Source organism: Roseofilum sp. Guam (genome assembly GCF_017746735.1).
Taxonomy (GTDB): domain Bacteria; phylum Cyanobacteriota; class Cyanobacteriia; order Cyanobacteriales; family Desertifilaceae; genus Roseofilum; species Roseofilum reptotaenium.
This window is the reverse complement of the sequence record NZ_JAGHZN010000070.1, coordinates 1-20,336: the sequence shown is the minus strand read 5'-3', so window position 1 is coordinate 20,336 and position 20,336 is coordinate 1. Positions and strand designations below refer to the sequence as shown.

Here is a 20,336-nt window from a genome sequence, read left to right as displayed (position 1 = left end):
TCGAGAATAAAAGACTTCAGTTGTGACCACCACATTTCAATGGGATTAAAATCTGGAGAGTAGGGAGATAAATAGATGATACTCGCACCAACTTCTTCAATTTTTGCCCGAATAGATTCTCTTTTATGAATCGCCAAGTTATCCATAGCAACGACGGCACCTGGCCATAGTTTAGGAACGAGAAAATGGTCAACAAACACCTTAAATGCAGCGGTATCTAAAGAGCCATCAAGGGTCATCAAAGCTCAAACTTTGTCCTGAGTAATTGCACCTACTAAGGTAACTTTTGACCCTCTATAAAAGGGTTTCATTTCTCTGACTCTTGTCCCTACCGCAGAACGTCCATAAGGGCGATTTTCTCCCAGGAGAATCCCCGTTTCGTCTATACAAACCAGGTTTTCTGCCTCTACCTCTTTAATATTTTGCCAATATTCTACTCTCAATTTTTGTACTCTTTCTGTTGCTGCTTGGCTACTGTATCTCGTTTTTTTTTACGAGATAGTCCTAGCTTTTGCAAACACCGGCACATGGCGGTCGGACTTACCCAATTTCCCGTCAGCTTGGCAAATCATTCACACAGTTCGCTTAAAGTAGCATCTTGATGTTGTGCTACCAGCCCTTTAACTTGTTCTTGAGCTTGAGCATTATTCAAATAACTTAACTGAGGCTTCCCTGGGCGTAAGGGTTTTACATTTCCCTCTATTTGTTTTACCAATTTTTGGACTAGGCTTTTGCTCACCGCAAATCTCCCGGCTACTTGTCTAATTGAATCTTTTTCAATTGAATGAGCTTTGACTATTTTTTCTGGTAAATCTACTGAATATGCTTTGATTGTCTCTTCATACCCATCAAATCTTTTCCTCAACCATTGTACCTCAATACAGCGCGAAGCGCTGTAAATCCGTAGAACCAACCCATAGAGGTTTTACCTCAACCGGCTAACTTTTTGAAGACTCGATGGCGATTCATACGACGAGAGTGACAGACTTTCTTTTTTGGTAGCATCAATAAAGCTGATTTCCGTGCAGCTACCAAAATAACTGTTGAGATAAGCACATAAAGGGACGAGAGATAAGGGAATCCACTCGATGAAACGTTGGTAACTCACTAGGCCGGGAAATTCTTGATGCCAATGCTGACAGATCTGTTCGAGGTAATAGCTTTTGAAGGTTCGATAGGGCTTTTGATAGAACTCAATTAGTATGGTCATTATTTCACTCAAACTCATTGAGCGCTGTCGTTTTCGCTTTTTCAGACCAGACTGGAGCAGTTTTTGCGACCAAGCCACCTCAAAGATTTGACAAAAGTCGTCGACATCACAGAAGAGTTCTTCTAAGCTATAGTCGATTCGGTTAACAGTGAGACATAATTGTAGGGGCGAACGGCCGCCCCTACAGATACCGACGTTATAGATAAATGCTAGTGTCTCAACCTTAATCGAATTGACTATAGTAGTCATTGCGGGGGATGGTGCTGATGGTTAGTCACTTTCAGCTTACTCTATCCTCCTTTCCTTATCCCGAACTCAGGTTCACTAGGGACTTTTCTTCAGTTGAATGTAAATGTTTATGTCAAGGTTCAACACTTCTGGACTTTACCATATGGGAGTCTGGAGCGATTTTGCTGTATCTGGCGGAAAAATATGGAGATTTACCGGATGATTTAGAAGCGCGATCGCAACGAGTACAATGGGTTTTGTTTGCCAATGCAACCCTAGGGCCAGGATTATTTTTACCCGATGCGCGATCGAGAAATACCTCGTTTGTTAGAGCCACTGAATCAGCTTTTATCCCAACAGCCATTTCTATTGGGGTCGAATCTAGATGTGGCGGATGTTGCAGTAGCGTCTTATTTGTATTATGCCCAAATGTTAGCCAAACTCGATTATGGGGATTATCCCACTATTGTGGCTTATCTGGAGCGCATTACTTCCCGAAAAGCATTTCAAAACACTTTAGGGCAACGGTTTGCTGGTTCATAGGTGTGGTGATAGGAGGGCTATATCGCGATCGCCCAGTCTATCTTCTCAAACTTCGTTTAGCCTGTCTAGCTCTGGCTCAATTTATTCTTATGGCCACCTAAAAATCGATGTCCTAAACCTCACCAGCGACCTCTTCCAATCCTTATCGAATACACGTTTTTTATCTTTAACTTCTAATTCTTAATTGACTAATGGATGACGATTTCCATTCCTTCACGGGCTAATTTACCCTGGGGAAAAACCGCCTGAATCTGTCGTTCAATCCCATCTAAAGAATCATCCGTATAACCTGGATCGTGGTGAAACATTACCAACTGCTTCACTTTAGCTTTTTTTGCTACCTCAATACCACTTTTCCAATTCCAATCTTTCGGTTGAGAATTACCCTTGGCCCCTTGCTCATCCATCATCCAGGTATGAGTATCATAGATCAGTACATCCGCTTCTCGGGCCAACTGAATCAATTCTGGATGGAGTTCATTGGTGTCTGCTTCAATATCTGTCGCGTAAACCACAATTTGATTCTGATAGTGAATGCGATAACCCAAAGTTTGATTAATCGGATTCAAACAACAGGTATGAATTTCCATCGCTTCCAGTTTTAGCACTTGCCCTGGATCGACATCACAAAACTTGAGATCCGATCCCATAATTTCAATCGGAACGGGAAAGTTAGGGGGAAGCATTTGTTCTTTGAGCCGATCTTTCATCGAATCCCCATTCACTGCTGAAGATCCATACACATAAAACCGATTGATGGGAATAAATGCGGGCACAAAAAACGGAAAGCCCTGAATTCGATCCCACTGACAATGGGACAGGAATAAATGCGCTTCCACTGGCATCCGACTTAAGAGGTATTTACCTAAAACGCGAACCCCAGTACCCGCATCAAAAATCAAAAAATGTTGAGGGGTTTCTAAGGTAACACAGGAGGTATTGCCACCGTAGCGGACGGTTTGTTCACCCGGTGTAGGTATATCACCTCGAACCCCCCAGAATTTAATGGTTAAGGGAGATGGAACGACGGATTCCGTATAATCCGCGCTGGATGCAGGTTTGACAACAGGAACTGAGGGATCGGATTGTGACATCTTTCGCTAAATTTAGCCTGGGTTTAGCTGAGTATTGTTCTTGTAAACGACCAGAGCGTAAGTGGTCTTGTGCCTACTAGCCTAGCCATTGCTTCTAAGGTTTCCTAGTGGAGTTCACAGGGATGAACAAGAGGAGATAGAAATGTAAACAGCGTATATGGGGTCATCTTAACCTGATCTGATCCAGATTTCCCACCCTAACTTTGATTGATTTCTGTGCTTGATCTCCTGTTGTCTAAGCAATGTTGATAAATACCGCTTTGTTTCAAGTCTATGCGATTAAGACTTGTTGCACCCTAAGACCTAGGTTACTGCCTGATCGATAATTCTGGATGGTTGGTATCTCTTCAAGGTAGAGATACTCAAACATTCTGGGGATTCAGGTTACCTAGATGCCCTGATTTTACCTTATTTTATTTTTTCAGGGGGGATCTTGTGATTCCAGGATCGCCAGACGTGAGCAAACGGATACTTTACCGATGTCACGCCTGTTAAGGTTAGGGAGGATGGTCAAAATTTGACCAGGGATGATTATTTAGCGGCTGCTTTGATACATTCTTCGACCAAGGGTAAAACTTGATCGATATCTTTCCAGCCTAAGATCTCTACGACTTTCTTCTCCAAGTTTTTGTAAGTCTTGAAGAACTCAGCAATCTCATCGAGTTTATGTTGGTGAACATCGTTGAGAGATTTTACGCCTGTATACCGGGGGTCTTTATCTGGAACACAGAGAATTTTTTCATCGCGATCGCCGCCATCGATCATTTCTAGCATCCCAATGGGTCGTGCAGCAATCACACACCCTGGAAAGGTAGGTTCATCCATCATGACCATACCGTCTAGAGGATCGCCATCATCAGCTAGGGTATTGGGAATAAATCCATAATCATAGGGGTAGTGGACAGAGGAATACAATACTCGGTCTAGAGCAAAGGCTTGTAAGTCCTTATCATATTCGTACTTATTCTTGCTTCCGGCTGTGATTTCGATCAATACACTCAATAAGCCAGGTTTCGGTTGGGCGGGAATCCGTGATAAATCCAAGAGTTTTCTCCAAATAGCATCAGTGGAGTGGGGAGGATGACTCCTCCTTGCCCCGAATCAAATTTTAGGGGAAGATGGTCACCAATCCCAACTGCTTGGTCTGAATGAATCGTTTTGAATCGGTTGGATTTTTTTAGTTCATAGGGGTCATTCTCTGGCTTGCGGTAAGGGATAGCCCACACCCGGTACAATTTTGACATTACCTGAAGAATAGTAGGCGATCGCCCACAAGGGTAAGGTCAAGGTTAATAAGGCAATGGCTGTGCCAATTACATCTGCTACCCTAGGTTTTGGGGGTTGGCCCCCAGTTCCCAGCTCACTTTCTGATTCCATACAGAAGGGGGTTTAATGACCTCTATTGAACAAAACAAGACTTGATATAGGAGGGGAGTTATTGACCCCTCGCTTCTATTTTACGGATTTGTGATCGCCAGATTGTTGTCAAACCAACAATCGCCTCTATTTTAATTAACTCATTTCTGGAGTTGTTGATTCTGAAGATTGGGTTAAGAATCGCTCACTGATTGTTTGGGTGAGGATATGGGAGAGCAAGCCAACGGGTCCGGCGAATAAACAGAGAATCAGGGAATGAACAGTCCAGACTCCGGTTCGTTGTCCTTCCCAATAAATCCAGCGCCCTACAAATAAATCCAGCACTAGAAAATGTACCCAACCGGTTGCGGTTGCCTCCGGATTGGCAAATAACCGAGCTAAATCGGCTAATTGGGGGTTTGCCAAAGCTGCCGCTGACTCCCCGTCAATTGTGCCAATCAAGAGATACACATACAGAGCCGCTAGAGCCACAAAGGGAAGGAATGACTTCATTACCCATCGAGTTCCCCCCCAATTGGGTAAGACAATGATTAACGTCCAAAAAGGCAGCACAAAAAGGTTTGCGCCATTAAACAACCAATCGAGCATCACGAACCTAAAATAATCCTGTAAAGGCTATTATACTCTCCTTATTCGGGGCGATCGGTTTCACGAACGGTTAAACTAAATTTCGATACAGTCCTTGAGCCACATCCAACAGGACAATTAACTGTTGCCATTCAGGAGCATTAGGATTAGAGCTATTAGCCCACTGAATTTTAATTTTTTTTTGCAAATCCTCAATACTCATATCATCTCTAGATAAAGGGGGGAGAGAATCATGCTTATCTAGGTCAGAACTGGGGGTTATACCTGGACTCCCATGGGTGGATTTAGGCTGGGACGGGTGTTCTTGAATTCGTTTGGCTTCCTTGGCTAAGGTTCTTGCTTGGCTGGATAAGTCTAAGTGGTTGTGAAGCGAAGAGGGCTGGTTTGATGCTAAATAGAGGTCGGACAGTTTTTGCAAGAACTGGTGAACTTGGTCAACCCACAATAGGTCTACATCTCCTTCTGGAAGATTCCCCGACTCATCCTGGTATATTTCCTTGATTTCTTTGGCTTTTCGCGACAAGGGCGTAATTTGTGGCGTAAGGGTTTCTGGGAGTCTCGGTATATCTAATAGATAGGCTTGGGCAGTTTGCGTTAAGAACAGACGGACTTTATCAATCCAATCTTTGTATTTTGACTGCCAGTTCACATCGTTCATAAACCCAATTCGCTGTTAATTTAATCTTGAATCAATTTTTTGTGATGAGAATGATGAAATCAGAGTTTTATGGGTGCGACTTACCTAAGCTAGTTGGTTTACCTCTACACCCAATGTTCTGAGAATACCCACTCTTACTAATTTAGACTAGAAAGGCGATCGCGGTCAAGCGACCTAAGTTTAAGTAAGTTTAAGCCATTTGAGTTTTGGTCTATTTTTCCGTGAGTTTCCAGACTCCATCCCAAGTTTCATCTGGTGGATTATCCTCATAGAGCATACAGCGCTGAATATGCAATTTAGACGCTTTATTATTGGGATCGGCATTGAGAACCTTTTCAAACTCCTCTTGAGCCTGTTTGAAAGACTCTTTAGCTTTAGCTGCAAATGGTTCGCGAGCTAAATCAATAAACTTGCGCAGTTGAGCAGAAGACATTTCCTGAGCTTCTTCAGTCAACATTTGCCGAGTCTCCTCTGCTCCTACAAACTGACACACTTTCGCTTGCAGCAATTTCTTCACTTGACGGGGAGTGAGTTCATTCACTTTTTCTGGTAACGTCGTTTGCCAGTAAGTATCAGTTACCGTTTTGCGACTGAGATCGTCTACCTCCAACATCCGTTTTAAGGTTGCTGCCCCTAAAAGCTCAATTAACTCTTCCCGGTCAACCTGAGCCAGCATCTTGGAGAGCATCTGAGTTTCATCATAGGAAACTTTTTTCAACTCTGATTCCGATAACTCTTCTAACTGTTCCAAAACCGCTAGGATTTCGTTGTAAGACAACTTATCGTGGGCTGGTTGTAAATAGTGCTTGCGTCCCTGTTCATAATGGGTTTTCACTGCTTCTTGTTTCTCGGTGAGGGGACGGCCAACTACCGAAGTCTCTTCTCGAATTCCTAACAGTTCATAAATGGTGACCGGTTTGCTCTTCCCTTTCACTGTAATATTATCGAGTTCTCGGACATAGACGCGATCGGCATAGTTCCTGTACGTTTTTTCGCTGATTACAATATCGGTTCCATATTGCTTACTGGTTCCTTCCAAACGAGAAGCCAAATTCACCCCATCACCAATGGAGGTTAATTCCATGCGCTTAGATGAGCCGATGTTACCACTGACGACCACATCGGAGTGAATGCCAATCCCAATGCTAATTTCCATTAGCCCTTGTGCTTTCCGTTTCTGGTTATATTCAGCCAGGCGATAGCGCATTTCTACAGCCGTTTGCATGGCACACCAGGCGTGATCTTCTAGGGGTGCAGGAGAGCCAAAGACGGCCATGAGAGCATCACCAATATATTTATCCAAGGTTCCACCGTAGCGGAAGACCGAATCGACCATTTCCTCAAAGTAGCTGTTGAGCATGGCGACCACTTCTTCCGCTTGCAATTTCTCCGTCAAGGTGGTGTAGCTGCGAATGTCACTAAACAGGACAGAGACTTCTTTGCGTTTTCCACCAAGTCCTGTATCGCCACTAGCGAGTAGGGATTCAGCTACTTCTGGGGTCATATAGCGATACATCAAGCTCTTGACTTGTTTTTCATCGCTGATGTCTTCCATCACTACTAATGCACCATTGACTTTTGTTGGATCAAGGGCATCATTCATCGAATTAATCGAAAGGTTAACACTTTGCTCAACATCTTCCCCATCTTCTCCCGAAAGAATCAGGGTTTGATCGGGATAAAATTGCTGGCGTTCCTTATTATCTTGAGGGGCAAGGGCGGCATCAAACCATTTTTTAAAGTCTCCTTCTTTGATCCGAATCAGGGGACAGAGCAGTTGCCCTTCGAGTTCCCTTTCATCGAGTCCTAAAAGTTCTTTGGCACATTGGTTTGCGGCAATAATGTGACCATTTTTGTTGGTGGAAATCACGCCATTGGTCAAACTGCGCAGGATATCTTCCTGCATTTTTTGTTGTTGTTTGACCTGATCGAAGAGCTTGGCATTTTGTAGCGCCACTCCTGCTTGAATGTTAAAGGCTCGCATGAATTCTAGGTCATTGCGATTAAAGCTAGATTTCCATTGCTCTGGAGCTTCCGGCCAGTTTTCGGGGTTGTAGTTGGGATATTCGCCTTGTTTTTTCTTATTAATCAGTTGGGTTACGCCAATGAGTCGATCGTCGGCATTAAAGACAGGCATACAGAGCATACTACACGTGCGATACTTAGTGGTCTGGTCTGTTTTTTTGGAGGTTTCAGAACGGGGGTCATTGTAGAGATCAAAGGGGATTAAGAGGGGTTCTCCAGATTCGGCTACCATACCGGCAAATCCGGCACTTCTGGGAATGCGAAATTCGCGTAACTCTCCGGCAATAAGAAGTTTAGTCCACAGTTCTTCTTTTTCTTCGTCAAGAAGCCAAAGGGTACTGCGGTCGGCGTTCATCAGTTCTTTGGCCTGATCCATGACCTTTTTTAGAGTATCTTCTAGGTCAAGGCTACTTTTACTGAGGGAGTTGACGGCGTTCATAAGAGCAGAGGCTGCTCGTTGCCGTTGGGTGGCTGCGTAGAAGGATTTGGAAGATTCTAGAATTAAGCGAATGGAGGGAGCAAATTCTTTGAAGACCTGTTCATCTTCTGCGGTGAAACCTTTGAGATCGATTTTGTCGTCTAATTCGGCTTCGCGATCGGCATCGATTTGGAGTTTATTAATCAGTTGTACGACTGCCACTAATTCCCCAGTTTCTTCATTCTCCAGGGGCATGGCGACCATGGTGTAGGTGCGATAGCCATTTTTTTTGTCGAAGGCTTTAGCAGTGGTCGATCGCGGATCGTCATAGAAGTCGTAGGGAATATTGACGACTTTGCGAAAGGTGGCGACTTCTCCAGCAATCCCTTTATCAGCGGGAATGCGAATTTCTAGGGCGTTACCTTTTTCATCTTTGGCAACGATGGTAAAGAGTTCATTTTTTTCTTCATCAAACAGAAAGATACTGGTGCGATCGGCATTAAGGAGTTCTCCAGTTTTTAGGGTAATCGATCGCAGCATTTCATCAAGAATGGCATCAAACCCCTGGTTATCCAAGAGGTTATCTAACATCGATAGGGTTTGATTTACGACTTTGAGCTTGTCTTCAACGTCGCTGACGACTTGCTTAAAGGTATCTTTTTTTAGGGGAGCTAAAAAACTGGAAAAATCGCCCCCTCCTCCTGTTGTAACTAGTCCTCCGGTAATGCCAGAGGACTCATTGGGTTCTGGCGGAGCGGGTTGAGGAGCATTGTCTTCTACATCTATGACTGTTGCTGATACGGCATGGACAGGAGTTCCATCCGCATTCATTGCATCAATATCGATCGTGGTGGCGGTTGTGTCCACAATAGGAGAGTTGGAAGATGATGTTGCCATAGATGTCACCGATATATTAAGAGTTATGTCTTCGTTTAGTGGGAAACTCAAGGGCCTAAAGGCACATTTTTTTAATTTAGTAAGCTACAGCTTAGAGAAGGGAACCATCGGTTAGGTGTATCTTAAAGGACGAATCCGGAAGATTCAAGAGTTAGGATAGCCTAATTTTAATCGCAATTGAATTTTGCAGCCATGACAGCTTGGATCTGTGCACTCTTCCTTTGGTCTGGGTCGAGGGTTTTCCCAGTGTACCGAAAAATGGGGGAAGGGATTACGTTCTTGGGGAATTGAGGTAGCTTGGGGGAGGAGACCATGGAAGAAAAGTCACGGTTTAGGAGGGTTGATGATGGCGTTGACGTTTTTTGTTGGCTTGTTGAAGCAGAGATTCGGCAAAGGATAGGGCTTCGAGGGCTGAGTTACCTCCGGTGAGTTGGGCGAGTTCTTGACAGCGTTGTTGATCGTTGAGGAGGGTGACGCGAACGACTGTTCTAGGATGGTTGCCGGCATTTTCGGTAATGGTTTCTTTGCGGACTTGTAAATGATGATCGGCGAGGGAAGCAATTAAGGGTTGGTGGGTGACACACAGAACTTGATGATGTTGGGAGAGGTGATGGAGCTTATCGGCGATCGCCTCTGCAACTCGTCCTGAGACCCCAGCATCAATTTCGTCAAATACTAAGGTATTGACGGGGTTAATCTGGGAAAAACAGCCTGTCAGAGCCAGCAAAAAGCGGCTCATTTCCCCTCCCGAAGCTGTAGTTGCTAAGGGTTGAATGGGTTCTCCAGGGTTCGTACTTATACCAAAAGTGATGCGATCGCCGCCTGTGGCTGTAATGGGGATGGGCGTAAGAGCGACTTTGAATTGCACTTTGTCCATAGCTAGAGGTTTGAGTTCTTCAACCAAACGCGCCTCTAGTTTAGCGGCAGCTTTTTGGCGCTGTAAGTGTAGCTGATTACATAATGTTTTCAAGTGGTCTAAGGCTTGTCGATCGTCTTTTTCCAATTGTTCTAGAGATTCACTGGTGGCGGTGAGGTCGTCAAGTTCGGTTTGAATAGTCTGCCAGTAGGTGAGGCACTCTGAAAGGGATGGCCCATATTTACGGCAGATTTGCTTAAGTTCAAAAATCCGTGCTTCCACATTATCGAGGCGTTCGGGGTCAGTTTCAAGACGATCGCTATAGGTATTGATTTGTTGTCCAGCTTCTTCAACTTGTACCAGGGCTTCATTCACTAAGTCTAGAATCGGTTGCAGTTGGGGATCGTAGGGAAGGATGTCATCAAGCAAACTGGTGGCTTCTCCGAGTAGATCGGCAGCAGCTAAGGAGCGATCGCCCTGATATAGAGCTTGATAAATTTGATAGCTTTTCTGTTGCAGTTCGACACTATGGGAGAGCCGTTGACTTTCTTGTTCGAGTTCGGTTAATTCATCGGCTGTGGTGAGTTGGGCCTGATTTAACTCCGTGAGTTGATATTCTAAAAGGTCAATCCGTTGCAGTCGAGATTGTTCATCCTGTCGTTGTCGCTGGAGTTTAGCCGCTAGTTTTTGCTTGGTTTCATAAGCCATGGCTACATGTTGTTGGACGGCTAAGAGTTCACTCCCTCCATAGAGATCTAACCATTGCCTCTGTCGCATGGCATCTCCAAGTTGTACGGTTTGTCCTTGAGCCGCAATGCTGGCTAATAATTCTCGTAGGGTTTCCATTTGCCGACGGTTGACCAGAATTCCATTGAGGCGCGATCGCGATCGCCATGTGCCTTGATAGATCTTGATCTCCCGACTACAGGTGAGGGTTTGGTCTTCCATCGGGTCTATTTCTTGCCCTTGTAGCCATTCTCGAACTAGGGGAGAAAGGGTAAACGTAGCTTCAATTAACCCTTGGGACGCTCCTGAGCGGATCGCTTTAGGGTTTAATTTGCCACCTAGGGCAGCATCAAGGGCATCTAGAATAATGGATTTTCCCGCTCCAGTCTCCCCAGTGAAGACGGTTAAGCCTGGGGCAAAGTCCAATTCTAGGCGATCGATAAGGGCAAAGTTCTCAATTTTTAGGGAGATTAACATAGACGGCTTACTTACCAGAAAAGCACTTGATCCAGGGAACCGAACAAAATTGATCGAGCGTCTCAAGGGGGGGAATTGTTAAAATTACTTTACAATCAGTAATAGATCCAGCCCACCTCAAGTCATGAATGTCAATATGCCATCTTCATCTTCCCATCAACAGGGGTTATCAAAAGTCGAGGACTTCCAGAGTCCCAGTTCTTCTTCTGCACATTTTAGTCCCATGTCAGAAGAGACGATTATATCCAATAATTCAGCGGTGGAACCCCCAGAGATCCATTACGATCCGCAGGAGTTGATGGACTTTTACCGTTCCCGTCCTTGGGAAGTGTGGGGACGGATGATTGCGCTCGTGTGGTCTTTTCTTGGCTTGGTTGTGGGCTTATGGTGGGATAAACGTATCGGGGGAGCTTCGGAAAAAAAAGAGCGCCAGCGGGCGGTTCAATTGCGAGAGACCTTAACTCGATTGGGCCCAGCCTATATTAAGGTAGGGCAAGCCTTATCAACTCGGCCGGATCTTCTGCCTCCAGTGTTTTTAGAGGAGTTAACCCGGCTTCAAGATCAACTTCCGCCGTTTCCGAATGAGGTGGCTTATCAGTTCATTGAGGAAGAGTTAGGCGATCGCCCCGAATTTATTTATGCTGAAATTAGCACTAAACCCGTAGCTGCCGCTTCTTTGGGTCAGGTTTACAAAGGGAAGCTCAAATCTGGGGAAACGGTGGCGATCAAGGTTCAACGTCCAGATTTACGGGAAAAAATTTCTCTAGATTTGTATATTCTCCGCTCTTTGGCCGCTTGGGTACAGAAAAGTCGGCGCGTGCGGAGTGATTTAGTGGCGATCGCCGATGAATTTGGCGCTCGCATTTATGAAGAAATGGATTATACCCATGAAGGCAGAAATGCCGAACGATTTGAGCAATTATATGGGTATCTGCCGGATATTTATGTGCCCCGGATTTATTGGCCATATACCAATCGTCGGGTGTTAACGATGGAGTGGATTACGGGCACAAAATTAACCGATTTAGAGAAAATTCGCCAGCAAGGGTTAGATGCGTCCTATTTAATTGAAGTGGGGGTTGAATGTTCCCTACGACAATTGCTCGAACATGGGTTTTTCCATGCTGACCCCCATCCAGGTAACTTACTCGCCTCTGGCGATGGGAAATTAGTCTATCTGGATTTTGGCATGATGAGCGAGGTCAAGGACTATCAACGCTATGGCCTAATTGAGGCGATCGTGCATCTTGTAAATCGCGATTTTTCCGGGTTAGCCCATGATTATGTCAAACTAGAATTTCTCGCGCCAGATACAGATTTAACTCCGATTATTCCGGCTTTATCAAAAGTTTTTAATGATGCTCTGGGTGCATCTGTGGCTGAGTTGAACTTTAAGAATATTACTGATCAACTCTCCCAGGTGATGTATGATTATCCGTTTCGGGTTCCCGCCTATTATGCCTTGATTATTCGATCTTTAGTAACGCTAGAAGGGATTGCCATTAATGTGAATCCTAATTTTAAAGTTTTGAGTAAAGCGTATCCCTATGTGGCTAAACGTTTATTAACTGACCAATCTCCAGAATTGCGAACCTCCTTAAGGGATTTATTATTCAAAGATGGCAGTTTCCGTTGGAATCGGTTGGAAAATCTACTCAAAAATGCCCGTGATAGTCAAGATTATGATTTAGATGTAGTATTAAATCAAACAATTGAGTTCCTTTTTTCCGATCGCGGCAGTTTTATCCGCGATCGCATCGTCGAGGAAATTGTCAAAAGCTTAGACACCCTAGGACGTACTACTCTGGAAAATGTCAGTCATCGTTTCCGGAAAACAGTAGGGATGAATGGTCAAAAACCCGTTGCACCCCTATCTACAGGTAATCCTGAAGATCGGAAAAACATCGAACATATGCAGCGAATTTTACAAATTGTGCAAGAAACGCAAGGGTTTGATCCCATAAAAATTGCGCCGTTATTACCCAAGGTTTTATTCAAGCCCGAAACCCAACAAATGGGACAACAAATTGCCAGTGGATTAGCCCAACGAGTTTTAGCACGGTTTATTCGAGAAGTGTTACTCAGTGAAGATGGGGGCAATGGAACTTCAGAAAAAAAGTTAGCATCAGCTCCTAAATCAGATTCCCCAGCTTTGGCTTTACCGGCTGCGGTGGTGTCAATCAAATAATACCCTTCTCCTTTCACTCTCAGGGCTTTCAGGCATTAATTGTTAATGGAGCTGGGAAGAGATGAAGAAGATTATATTTAGGTGTAGATTGGAACTCCTTATGAAGATGAAGATAGACTAAAACGAGAGGGGGAAATGCATGTCCATGGGAGATCGGACGAAGGAGCGCTCAACCTTCCAGACCCTGTTTGCAAATCCAGGTACACTAGGAAAAACTCTGATGTCTCTCCAAAGCGATGGTCTCTCATGCTGACATTTTAAGTCTTTGCCAACAGAGTGCGATCGGCAAACGCTTGCCCAATGCCCTCTATATTCATCTGACGGCTCTGGATGCTCTTGATACCCAACTGCAAGAGTACGAAACCCTCGGCCGTCAAATAGCAGGAGAAATAGAACCGCCGACGTTAATTAAATTTCACCTCGATCAAGCGAAAATTTCCTATCTCTATTATCCCGATTTTGACGACGACCCCCATCCTCGTCTGCACGCCAGTTTACAAGTGGATTTTGCCCAGGAAAAAGCGGTTTATCGCGACTACCGCAATAGCGATAATCCTCCCATTTTGCACCGTAAGGAAACCTTTGTTACGCCCCATTATCCCCAGTATGAGAAGTTTGCCCAGTTAACCCAACAGGAAGAAGAATGGGGACTCTTAAATAAACGGAGTGGGTTTTCTATTGGCACATTAAAGCATTGGCAAAAATGGTTATCGGTGCATCGGGTGACAATTGAGGATCATCAGGTCGTTGCCATAGAAGCGACGGTAAATACAACCTATGCGCCAGTGATTGAAAGCTATAAAGCGGCCATGGTGCGCAAGGAGTTATCCCGGCCGATGCGTTTGGCGTTGGAGGCGGAATTATTTACTCCAGAAACGACGTTTTTTGATTATGGATGCGGGTATGGGGAGGATATTAAACAGATTGCCAAGAAGGGGTATAGCAGTGGTGGATGGGACCCCTATTATCGCCCGGATACGCCGCTCCATGAGGCTGATGTTGTCAATTTGGGCTATGTGATTAATGTGATTGAAGATCAGGGAGAACGCCGGGAAGCGCTGGTCAAAGCGTGGGAGTTAACCCAAAAGGTGTTGGTGGTGTCGGCGCAAGTATTGATTAGTGCAGCAAGCGATCGCCTGATGGCCTATGCTGATGGAGTGATTACCCAGCGCAATACGTTCCAGAAATATTATGAACAGGAAGAGCTGAAAACCTATATCGATCGCGTCCTAGAGGTCGATGCAGTACCTGTAGATTTGGGGATTTACTTCGTATTTCGCGATCGCACCCAAGCCGAGATTTTCCGCGCCTCCCGCTTCCATTCGCGCCTTTCCACCCCTCGCATCCGCATGGAAGTGCGCCGGTTTGAAGACTATCAAGATTTACTCGCTCCTCTGATGGCATTTTTTACCGATCGCGGACGACTGCCCAAACGAGGAGAATTAGCCGCAGAAGCACCCATCTTAGATGAGTTTGGCACATTTCGCCGTGCCTTTCAACTCGTCCTCCAAGTCACTGAAGAAGAGGAATGGGAAAAAATCGCTACCTCTCGCCGTCAGGATTTCCTGGTCTATCTCGCCCTGTCTCATTTTAGCGATCGCCCCCAATTTCGCCACCTCTCCCCCAGCATCCGTCAAGACATTCAAAGCTTATTTGGCAGCTATAAAAGTGCCTGTATTTTAGCCGATCAAATGCTCTTTAGTTTAGGCGACTTAGACTTTATTTCTCGCTGCTGTCAGAACTCTCCCGTTGGCAAATTCACCCCCAAAGCCTTTACCGTCCACTCCCATTATCTCGACTCCCTCGATCCACGTTTAAGACTTTATGAAGGCTGCGCCAACCGAACCATTGGCAGACTCGAAGGAGCAACCCTGATTAAATTTCACCTCAATCTTCCCAAAATCTCCTATCTCTTTTATCCCGATTTTGACCCAATTCCCCACCCCCTCTTAAAAACAATCCTGCAAATTGACCTACGAGATTTAGCCGTCTATTATGAAAGCTATGACGATCATCCCAATCCCCCTATCTTGCACCGCAAAGAACAATTTATTGATTCTACCTATCCCCAGTTTGAAAAATTCCAGAAACTCAGCCAACAAGAAGAAAAATGGGGACTTTTTGAGGATTGGAAAGCTATCCAAACTCGTCGCGGATGGCTCAAATGTTTAGAAGAACATGGAGCAGAAATTGGCTTATCCCAAGTTCGTTGGCGCAAAGACCTCGATCCCTATCGCCTCAAGCTCTTAAAATCTGCTCACAAAAAACGATTAGCCGCCTATAAAAAAAGACATCATTAATTCATCATGGATCGAGACCGAATTTTAATCGCCATTGGTTTTGGCTGTATCGGATTATTATTTTGCTTTACCCTATACGCCGAAATTATGCATCGCTGGCGTATTCATCAAGCCGATGGCGTTTGGTGTGTATGGATCAATCCCCAGGGAAATAAAGAAGTCAATTATGGGCGAGAAAATTGCTCAGTCCGTCCAGATTAATCCCATTCATTGGTTGATTATCGTCACATAAAATTTTCCGGTAGAACTACAGGGATCTCGGCACTAAGAAATCCAGAAGCATCACGAGTTACAATAGCATCAACGTTATACCCTACAGCACACACATACTGAACTGCGTCTTCAAAATCTTCAAAGTTTAACCGAAGAGCTTGTTCGAGTATATCTAAGTTGACGGGACAAATGTTGAGATCTGATAGAACTTGTGCGATCGCATCTTGAGCCACTTGTCTTCCTGCTGTTTTACGGACAATGTAGTAAATGTTTGTTATTGTTGTTGCTGCAATGAACCCTTCAATTTCTCCAGCATCAATGCGCTCAAATAATCTTGCTGCACTGTCCACAAAGGGTTCTCGTTCTTGCAAGAAATCAAGCACAACGTTAGTATCAATCAGAATTCGCATTACTTGTATTTTTCAGTCAAATAAGTGATGTAATCCTCTTTAGCATTCCTTTCTTCTGTAGGTGCTGAAGTTTTTGCAATCCCTCGTAACCGAGATAGGTTACCCTTTTTTCGCTGGGGATACGCTTCTCGTTTGAGAGATTCTAAAAGAGTTTGGACTAACTGCCAGCGATCGCTAGTTGAGAGTTGTAGTGCTTGCGTTTGTATGTCTTGTAATGTCATTATAAATTAACGGTAGAAACTTAGGTTTATTGTAGCTCAAACGGCGATCGCATCCCCTAACTACGAGTCAGCAAGATAGACTCTTAAGCCCATTCAAAACCCAAGGATTAAGATAGATCGCATTTTTTTCCAGGACGGTCGATTTAAGGCCAATCGAGAGTCTCCATATCTACATCATCTGGCGGAGGAGTCTTGTAATTACGTTCTCTGATGCGGTGTACAAATCGATCTGGCAGCCTAAAAAAATGTTTCTCTACATAATGAGAGAGGCGATCTGGCCAAAATAAAACACCATCACTCCGATATACAAGTGTGTTGATTGTCTCCTCACAAGCGTGACATTTTTCACGTTTATTTGAAGCGACCACCATACTAGGAGCCTTTTTCAAATATTCAATGATTTTATCTTGATCAGGAGGAAGCCAATTTTCATCGATATGCTCGCTCAGATCGAAAGGTTTACCCTGGTATTTTTCCTCAGCATACCAAAAACCATACCAGTTATATTTCCAGTTATGGGCGAATTTTTCTGCTTTTATATTCATACATAGGTCAGGGGGTATTTAAGAAAGAATGGTTGAAATGAAGAGGGTTTGAGGGAAGAATTGCTGTTCATTGGTTTAAATTTAGCATAATAAAGATCTACGAGCAAAGTGGATAAGTTATGAAGATTCCTGAAATCCTCGGTTGGCCGACTTCAGTAGAGGAGGCAAAATTAATCCAAGAAGAATGGCGCGATCGCACCGTCACCTCCGATGAACTCCCAGAAGTCCATTGGGTTGCTGGAGTCGATCTAGGATTTGAAGATGACGGCAAAACCACCAGAGCAGCAGTTGCAGTCCTGAGTTTTCCCGACTTAAAGCTGATCGAAACGGTGATCGCCCTTTGTCCAACGATCTTTCCCTATGTTCCAGGTTTTCTCTCCTTTCGCGAAGTCCCTCCCATCCTTAAAGCGCTCCGTCAACTGACTACAACTCCCGATCTCATCCTCTGTGATGGTCAAGGATTGGCACATCCGCGCAGATTTGGATTAGCCTGTCATCTGGGGACACTGCTCGATTGTCCCACCATTGGCGTGGCTAAATCCCGGTTTATCGGCACTCATGAGGAACCTGCACCCAAACGAGGCAGTTGGACACCTCTCAAAGATGGGGAAGAAACCATCGGTGCAGTGCTGAGAACCCGCACCAAAGTCAAACCTCTGTATGTCTCCATTGGCCATAAGATCAGCCTAGAGACGGCGATCGCCTATGTCCTCGATTGTAGTCCCCATTACCGTCTCCCCGAAACCACTCGTATCGCCGATCGCTTGGCCTCCAATCGAATTTAGCGCTACCGATGAAGTACAATAGACCCAGATTCAGAACCTGTCTTCTGAAGCGTTGGGTTAGCGCGACTTATAGAACCTTATGGAAGAAAATAACCAGTCTTTAAACTTACAATTTAATCCGAATCGCTCCTATATCCCCATTTCCTATGAAGATGCGGATGTAGGCTTATGTACTCCAGAATTTGCTGCCAGTATTGTTGACACCATCAACAAATCCGAAAAACTCCAACAGGAAAACGAAAAGCTCACTCAACAGAATAAAACCTTAACTAAAGCCCTGAAAATGGCGTGTACCGACTTAGTGAAACAGTTGGGGGGAACTCCCCAACAAATCAATGAGTTATTCAAGCAATATGTCGATCGCTTCAAGCGTCCCGATCATGGTTCGCGGGCGATCATGTTCCTATTGCGCGATCGCCAAGAACAACTCGATATTAGTGATAAAGAATTTGTCCGCTTTTGTGACTCCTATAAGCTCTCCCCCCAAGATCTGCGGGATGTGTATGGAGGAAAAGAAATTAGCGACGAACAAATTGTGGCGATCGCCCGCATCGTCGGCCGTGCCCCCAAAGAACTGATCCAAATTCGGGATGGATTCACCGATAATGAAATCTCCAAACTTGCCCGTATTTTAGGAACCAGTACTGAAGAACTCTCGGAACTCTTTGAAAGTCAATAGACTTCTTGCACAAGTCAGGTAAAAGGCAATAGGCACGAATAGCAATAGTCATCAGAATATATGATTACTGCATTGCTCTTCATTTTCCCCTTTCCTGTTCCCTATTCTCTAGCGCAAAGCGCTGTATATTTTTGTATGAGTGATATGAATGATCCCCCACCCAAGCAAGGGTTTGGACAATGGATTAGTTTTGCCGCCGATCGCTTTGGATTTGCCGGTTTAGGTTATATTCTCGGCGCGATCCTGGTTCTGGTCATCGGTTGGTTGATTCACGCGTCCCAGAAATCCCCTCCTTCTAACCCTCCAACCCCTACCGAACAACAGCCATAAGAGGAGCGCAGGGACGCACCGACCAAAGATACAGCGCTTTGCTTGGGTTATGAAACACAAGCTTGAATCCTCTCTCTCCATGTACCACAAGCCTATTCCCTATTCCCTATTCCCCAGCGCAAAGCGCTGTAACTCATTCCCTATTCCCTATTCCCCATTCCCTAATTTATGACCATTCAACTCTTTCAGATCGGCGAGCAGGATTTGAGCGACGAGCAACTCGCCCATTATATGCAAGCAGGCGAAATTGCTGTAGATACGGAAACCATGGGCCTATTACCCCTGCGCGATCGCCTCTGTTTAGTGCAAATTTCTGACCCCCAAGGCCATGTAATTGCCATCCGGATCGCCAAAGGACAAACCACAGCCCCCAACCTCAAACAACTGCTAGAGTCTCCAAAGATCACTAAAGTCTTTCACTTTGCCCGATTTGATGTTGCCCAATTTCAGCATCATTTCAATATCATCGTTAACCCGATCTTCTGTACCAAAATCGCCAGCAAACTTGCCCGTACCTACACCAACCGTCACGGACTCAAAGAATTAGTTCAAGAACTGGAAAAAGTTGAACTTGATAAAAGTGCCCAAAGCTCAGATTGGGGAAATGTAGGTAACCTCTCCGAGGAACAACTCAGTTACGCAGCCAATGACGTGCGCTATCTTCTCAACGTTAAAGAAAAGCTCATCCACATGCTACACCGAGAAGAGCGTTGGGAACTTGCTCAACAGTGTTTTGGTTGTATTCCTGTTTTAGTCGCCTTAGATCTGTTGCAGTACAAAGATGTCTTAGAGCATTAATTGAGTCATAAATGAGATCAAGTCTACCCCAATTCAGGATACTCTCTTACCTGTAGTTTTAGCAGCCGAAGCAACTATACAACAAGATCCCAAATGGTTTCTATAAACTCTAGAATACTTGCTGGCAAAGACCTCGCCTAGCTTATATCGACAGTGACCTAGAAGAGCAACAGCAAGGGACAAAATTCGCACAGAGTCCTGAGGTCAAAAGAGACTATCCAGATGTATTAGTAGAAGTATGGGCTGAAAACGAGCATGGTATTGGGTTAACTGGAAATATGCTGTGTATACTACTGAAATCCCATGTCTTGACTGAATTCTAGAACTCTGATCAGAATCTGCGATCGCGACGGTACTGACTGTAGATACTGTATTAGCCTCACTAGAGGCAATTTGTCGCCAAACCAGACCCATGGTTTCGGTGATCGCTGATATGAAATTTATTAATTATTAATTGAGATAAATCTAGACATTTAAGTTGGTCTTTGCTACAATCATAGATTGTAATGCCCATGCGGATGTGGCGGAATTGGTAGACGCGCTAGATTTAGGTTCTAGTGTCTTCGTGACGTGAAGGTTCAAGTCCTTTCATCCGCATTACCTGAAAAACTGAATACTCAAGGACTCTCGCCTTCCCTTCGCGAGGACACCAGAACCTATTCACACATATTTCACACAAAACCACCATAGTACCTCCAAAAGTAAGGGGCAAGAAATAGGTTAAATGAGTTAGATAGTAATTAGAGTTTTCTATAGAATCCATAGAGAAA

At 44.6% G+C, this 20,336-nt stretch carries 21 protein-coding genes, 1 tRNA gene and 1 pseudogene; 9 read left to right on the top strand and 14 right to left on the bottom strand.

The window, feature by feature from the left end:
* The 4 genes and pseudogenes from J7529_RS24880 to J7529_RS22185 form a co-directional block, all read right to left on the bottom strand.
* Positions 1-239 (bottom strand): transposase (locus tag J7529_RS24880; RefSeq protein ID WP_413038965.1); only part of this gene is annotated, 239 nt, incomplete at its 3' end.
* Positions 240-245: 6 nt separating this feature from the next.
* Positions 246-443 carry a hypothetical protein gene (locus J7529_RS24875; protein ID WP_413038964.1) on the bottom strand — a complete coding sequence of 66 codons (198 nt, stop codon included), beginning with the start codon at positions 441-443 and terminating at the stop codon, positions 246-248.
* Between the two features lie 125 nt (positions 444-568).
* Positions 569-865: a hypothetical protein gene (locus J7529_RS22190; RefSeq protein WP_318730786.1), complete on the bottom strand. Its 297-nt coding sequence runs from the start codon at positions 863-865 to the stop codon at positions 569-571.
* 68 nt (positions 866-933) lie between these two features.
* A pseudogene (locus J7529_RS22185) lies at positions 934-1,348 on the bottom strand (transposase); the annotation flags it as partial.
* Positions 1,349-1,738: 390 nt separating this feature from the next.
* Here J7529_RS22185 and J7529_RS24870 point away from each other — a divergent pair.
* A complete protein-coding gene (locus tag J7529_RS24870; protein WP_413038963.1) occupies positions 1,739-1,981 on the top strand; it encodes a glutathione S-transferase family protein in 243 nt (80 codons plus the stop codon).
* Positions 1,982-2,169: 188 nt separating this feature from the next.
* On the opposite strand, the gene J7529_RS22175 is transcribed toward J7529_RS24870, so the two are convergent.
* The 7 genes from J7529_RS22175 to recN all read right to left on the bottom strand — a co-directional run bounded on the left by J7529_RS22175 (position 2,170) and on the right by recN (position 11,097).
* Positions 2,170-3,075, bottom strand: a complete 906-nt coding sequence (locus J7529_RS22175; protein ID WP_318730783.1) for an MBL fold metallo-hydrolase — start codon at positions 3,073-3,075, stop codon at positions 2,170-2,172.
* A 531-nt stretch (positions 3,076-3,606) separates the two neighbouring features.
* Positions 3,607-4,119: an inorganic diphosphatase gene (locus tag J7529_RS22170; RefSeq protein ID WP_318730782.1), complete on the bottom strand. Its 513-nt coding sequence runs from the start codon at positions 4,117-4,119 to the stop codon at positions 3,607-3,609.
* A 147-nt stretch (positions 4,120-4,266) separates the two neighbouring features.
* A complete protein-coding gene (locus tag J7529_RS22165) occupies positions 4,267-4,452 on the bottom strand; it encodes a hypothetical protein (protein ID WP_271942660.1) in 186 nt (61 codons plus the stop codon).
* A gap of 135 nt (positions 4,453-4,587) precedes the next feature.
* Positions 4,588-5,040: an ABA4-like family protein gene (locus J7529_RS22160; RefSeq protein WP_271942662.1), complete on the bottom strand. Its 453-nt coding sequence runs from the start codon at positions 5,038-5,040 to the stop codon at positions 4,588-4,590.
* Positions 5,041-5,110: 70 nt separating this feature from the next.
* On the bottom strand, positions 5,111-5,698 hold the full coding sequence (locus J7529_RS22155) for a hypothetical protein (RefSeq protein ID WP_318730781.1): 588 nt from the start codon (positions 5,696-5,698) through the stop codon (positions 5,111-5,113).
* Positions 5,699-5,909: 211 nt separating this feature from the next.
* Positions 5,910-9,038, bottom strand: coding sequence for a GAF domain-containing protein (locus J7529_RS22150; protein WP_318730780.1), 3,129 nt, complete (start codon positions 9,036-9,038; stop codon positions 5,910-5,912).
* A 331-nt stretch (positions 9,039-9,369) separates the two neighbouring features.
* Positions 9,370-11,097 (bottom strand): DNA repair protein RecN, encoded by a 1,728-nt coding sequence (recN, locus tag J7529_RS22145; RefSeq protein ID WP_318730779.1) that lies wholly within the window; start codon positions 11,095-11,097, stop codon positions 9,370-9,372.
* 124 nt (positions 11,098-11,221) lie between these two features.
* Here recN and J7529_RS22140 point away from each other — a divergent pair, with 124 nt between their 5' ends.
* The 3 genes from J7529_RS22140 to J7529_RS22130 all read left to right on the top strand — a co-directional run bounded on the left by J7529_RS22140 (position 11,222) and on the right by J7529_RS22130 (position 15,786).
* Positions 11,222-13,285 carry an AarF/ABC1/UbiB kinase family protein gene (locus tag J7529_RS22140; RefSeq protein WP_318730778.1) on the top strand — a complete coding sequence of 688 codons (2,064 nt, stop codon included), beginning with the start codon at positions 11,222-11,224 and terminating at the stop codon, positions 13,283-13,285.
* A 236-nt stretch (positions 13,286-13,521) separates the two neighbouring features.
* A complete protein-coding gene (locus tag J7529_RS22135) occupies positions 13,522-15,585 on the top strand; it encodes a DNA phosphorothioation-associated putative methyltransferase (RefSeq protein ID WP_318730777.1) in 2,064 nt (687 codons plus the stop codon).
* Positions 15,586-15,591: 6 nt separating this feature from the next.
* Complete coding sequence (locus tag J7529_RS22130) at positions 15,592-15,786, top strand: hypothetical protein (RefSeq protein WP_318730776.1); 195 nt, start codon at positions 15,592-15,594, stop codon at positions 15,784-15,786.
* A gap of 23 nt (positions 15,787-15,809) precedes the next feature.
* On the opposite strand, the gene J7529_RS22125 is transcribed toward J7529_RS22130, so the two are convergent.
* From J7529_RS22125 to J7529_RS22115, 3 genes are all read right to left on the bottom strand, one after another.
* Entirely contained in the window at positions 15,810-16,208 is a 399-nt protein-coding gene (locus J7529_RS22125; RefSeq protein ID WP_318730775.1) for a PIN domain-containing protein, read from the bottom strand.
* Positions 16,208-16,429: a hypothetical protein gene (locus tag J7529_RS22120; protein ID WP_318730774.1), complete on the bottom strand. Its 222-nt coding sequence runs from the start codon at positions 16,427-16,429 to the stop codon at positions 16,208-16,210. Before J7529_RS22120 ends, J7529_RS22125 begins: the two co-directional genes overlap by 1 nt.
* Before the next feature lie 143 nt (positions 16,430-16,572).
* Entirely contained in the window at positions 16,573-16,974 is a 402-nt protein-coding gene (locus tag J7529_RS22115) for a hypothetical protein (RefSeq protein ID WP_318730773.1), read from the bottom strand.
* A gap of 119 nt (positions 16,975-17,093) precedes the next feature.
* Between J7529_RS22115 and nfi the strand changes: the two genes are divergently transcribed.
* From nfi to J7529_RS22090, 5 genes are all read left to right on the top strand, one after another.
* The gene (nfi, locus tag J7529_RS22110; RefSeq protein ID WP_318730772.1) at positions 17,094-17,759 is read left to right on the top strand and encodes a deoxyribonuclease V; all 666 of its coding nucleotides are present in this window, start codon (positions 17,094-17,096) and stop codon (positions 17,757-17,759) included.
* Positions 17,760-17,838: 79 nt separating this feature from the next.
* Positions 17,839-18,438 (top strand): hypothetical protein, encoded by a 600-nt coding sequence (locus tag J7529_RS22105; protein WP_318730771.1) that lies wholly within the window; start codon positions 17,839-17,841, stop codon positions 18,436-18,438.
* A 144-nt stretch (positions 18,439-18,582) separates the two neighbouring features.
* A complete protein-coding gene (locus J7529_RS22100) occupies positions 18,583-18,768 on the top strand; it encodes a hypothetical protein (protein ID WP_318730770.1) in 186 nt (61 codons plus the stop codon).
* A gap of 168 nt (positions 18,769-18,936) precedes the next feature.
* Positions 18,937-19,566: a ribonuclease D gene (locus J7529_RS22095; RefSeq protein WP_271942694.1), complete on the top strand. Its 630-nt coding sequence runs from the start codon at positions 18,937-18,939 to the stop codon at positions 19,564-19,566.
* A gap of 514 nt (positions 19,567-20,080) precedes the next feature.
* Positions 20,081-20,163 (top strand) — tRNA-Leu (locus J7529_RS22090).
* The last annotated feature ends 173 nt before the right edge of the window (positions 20,164-20,336 follow it).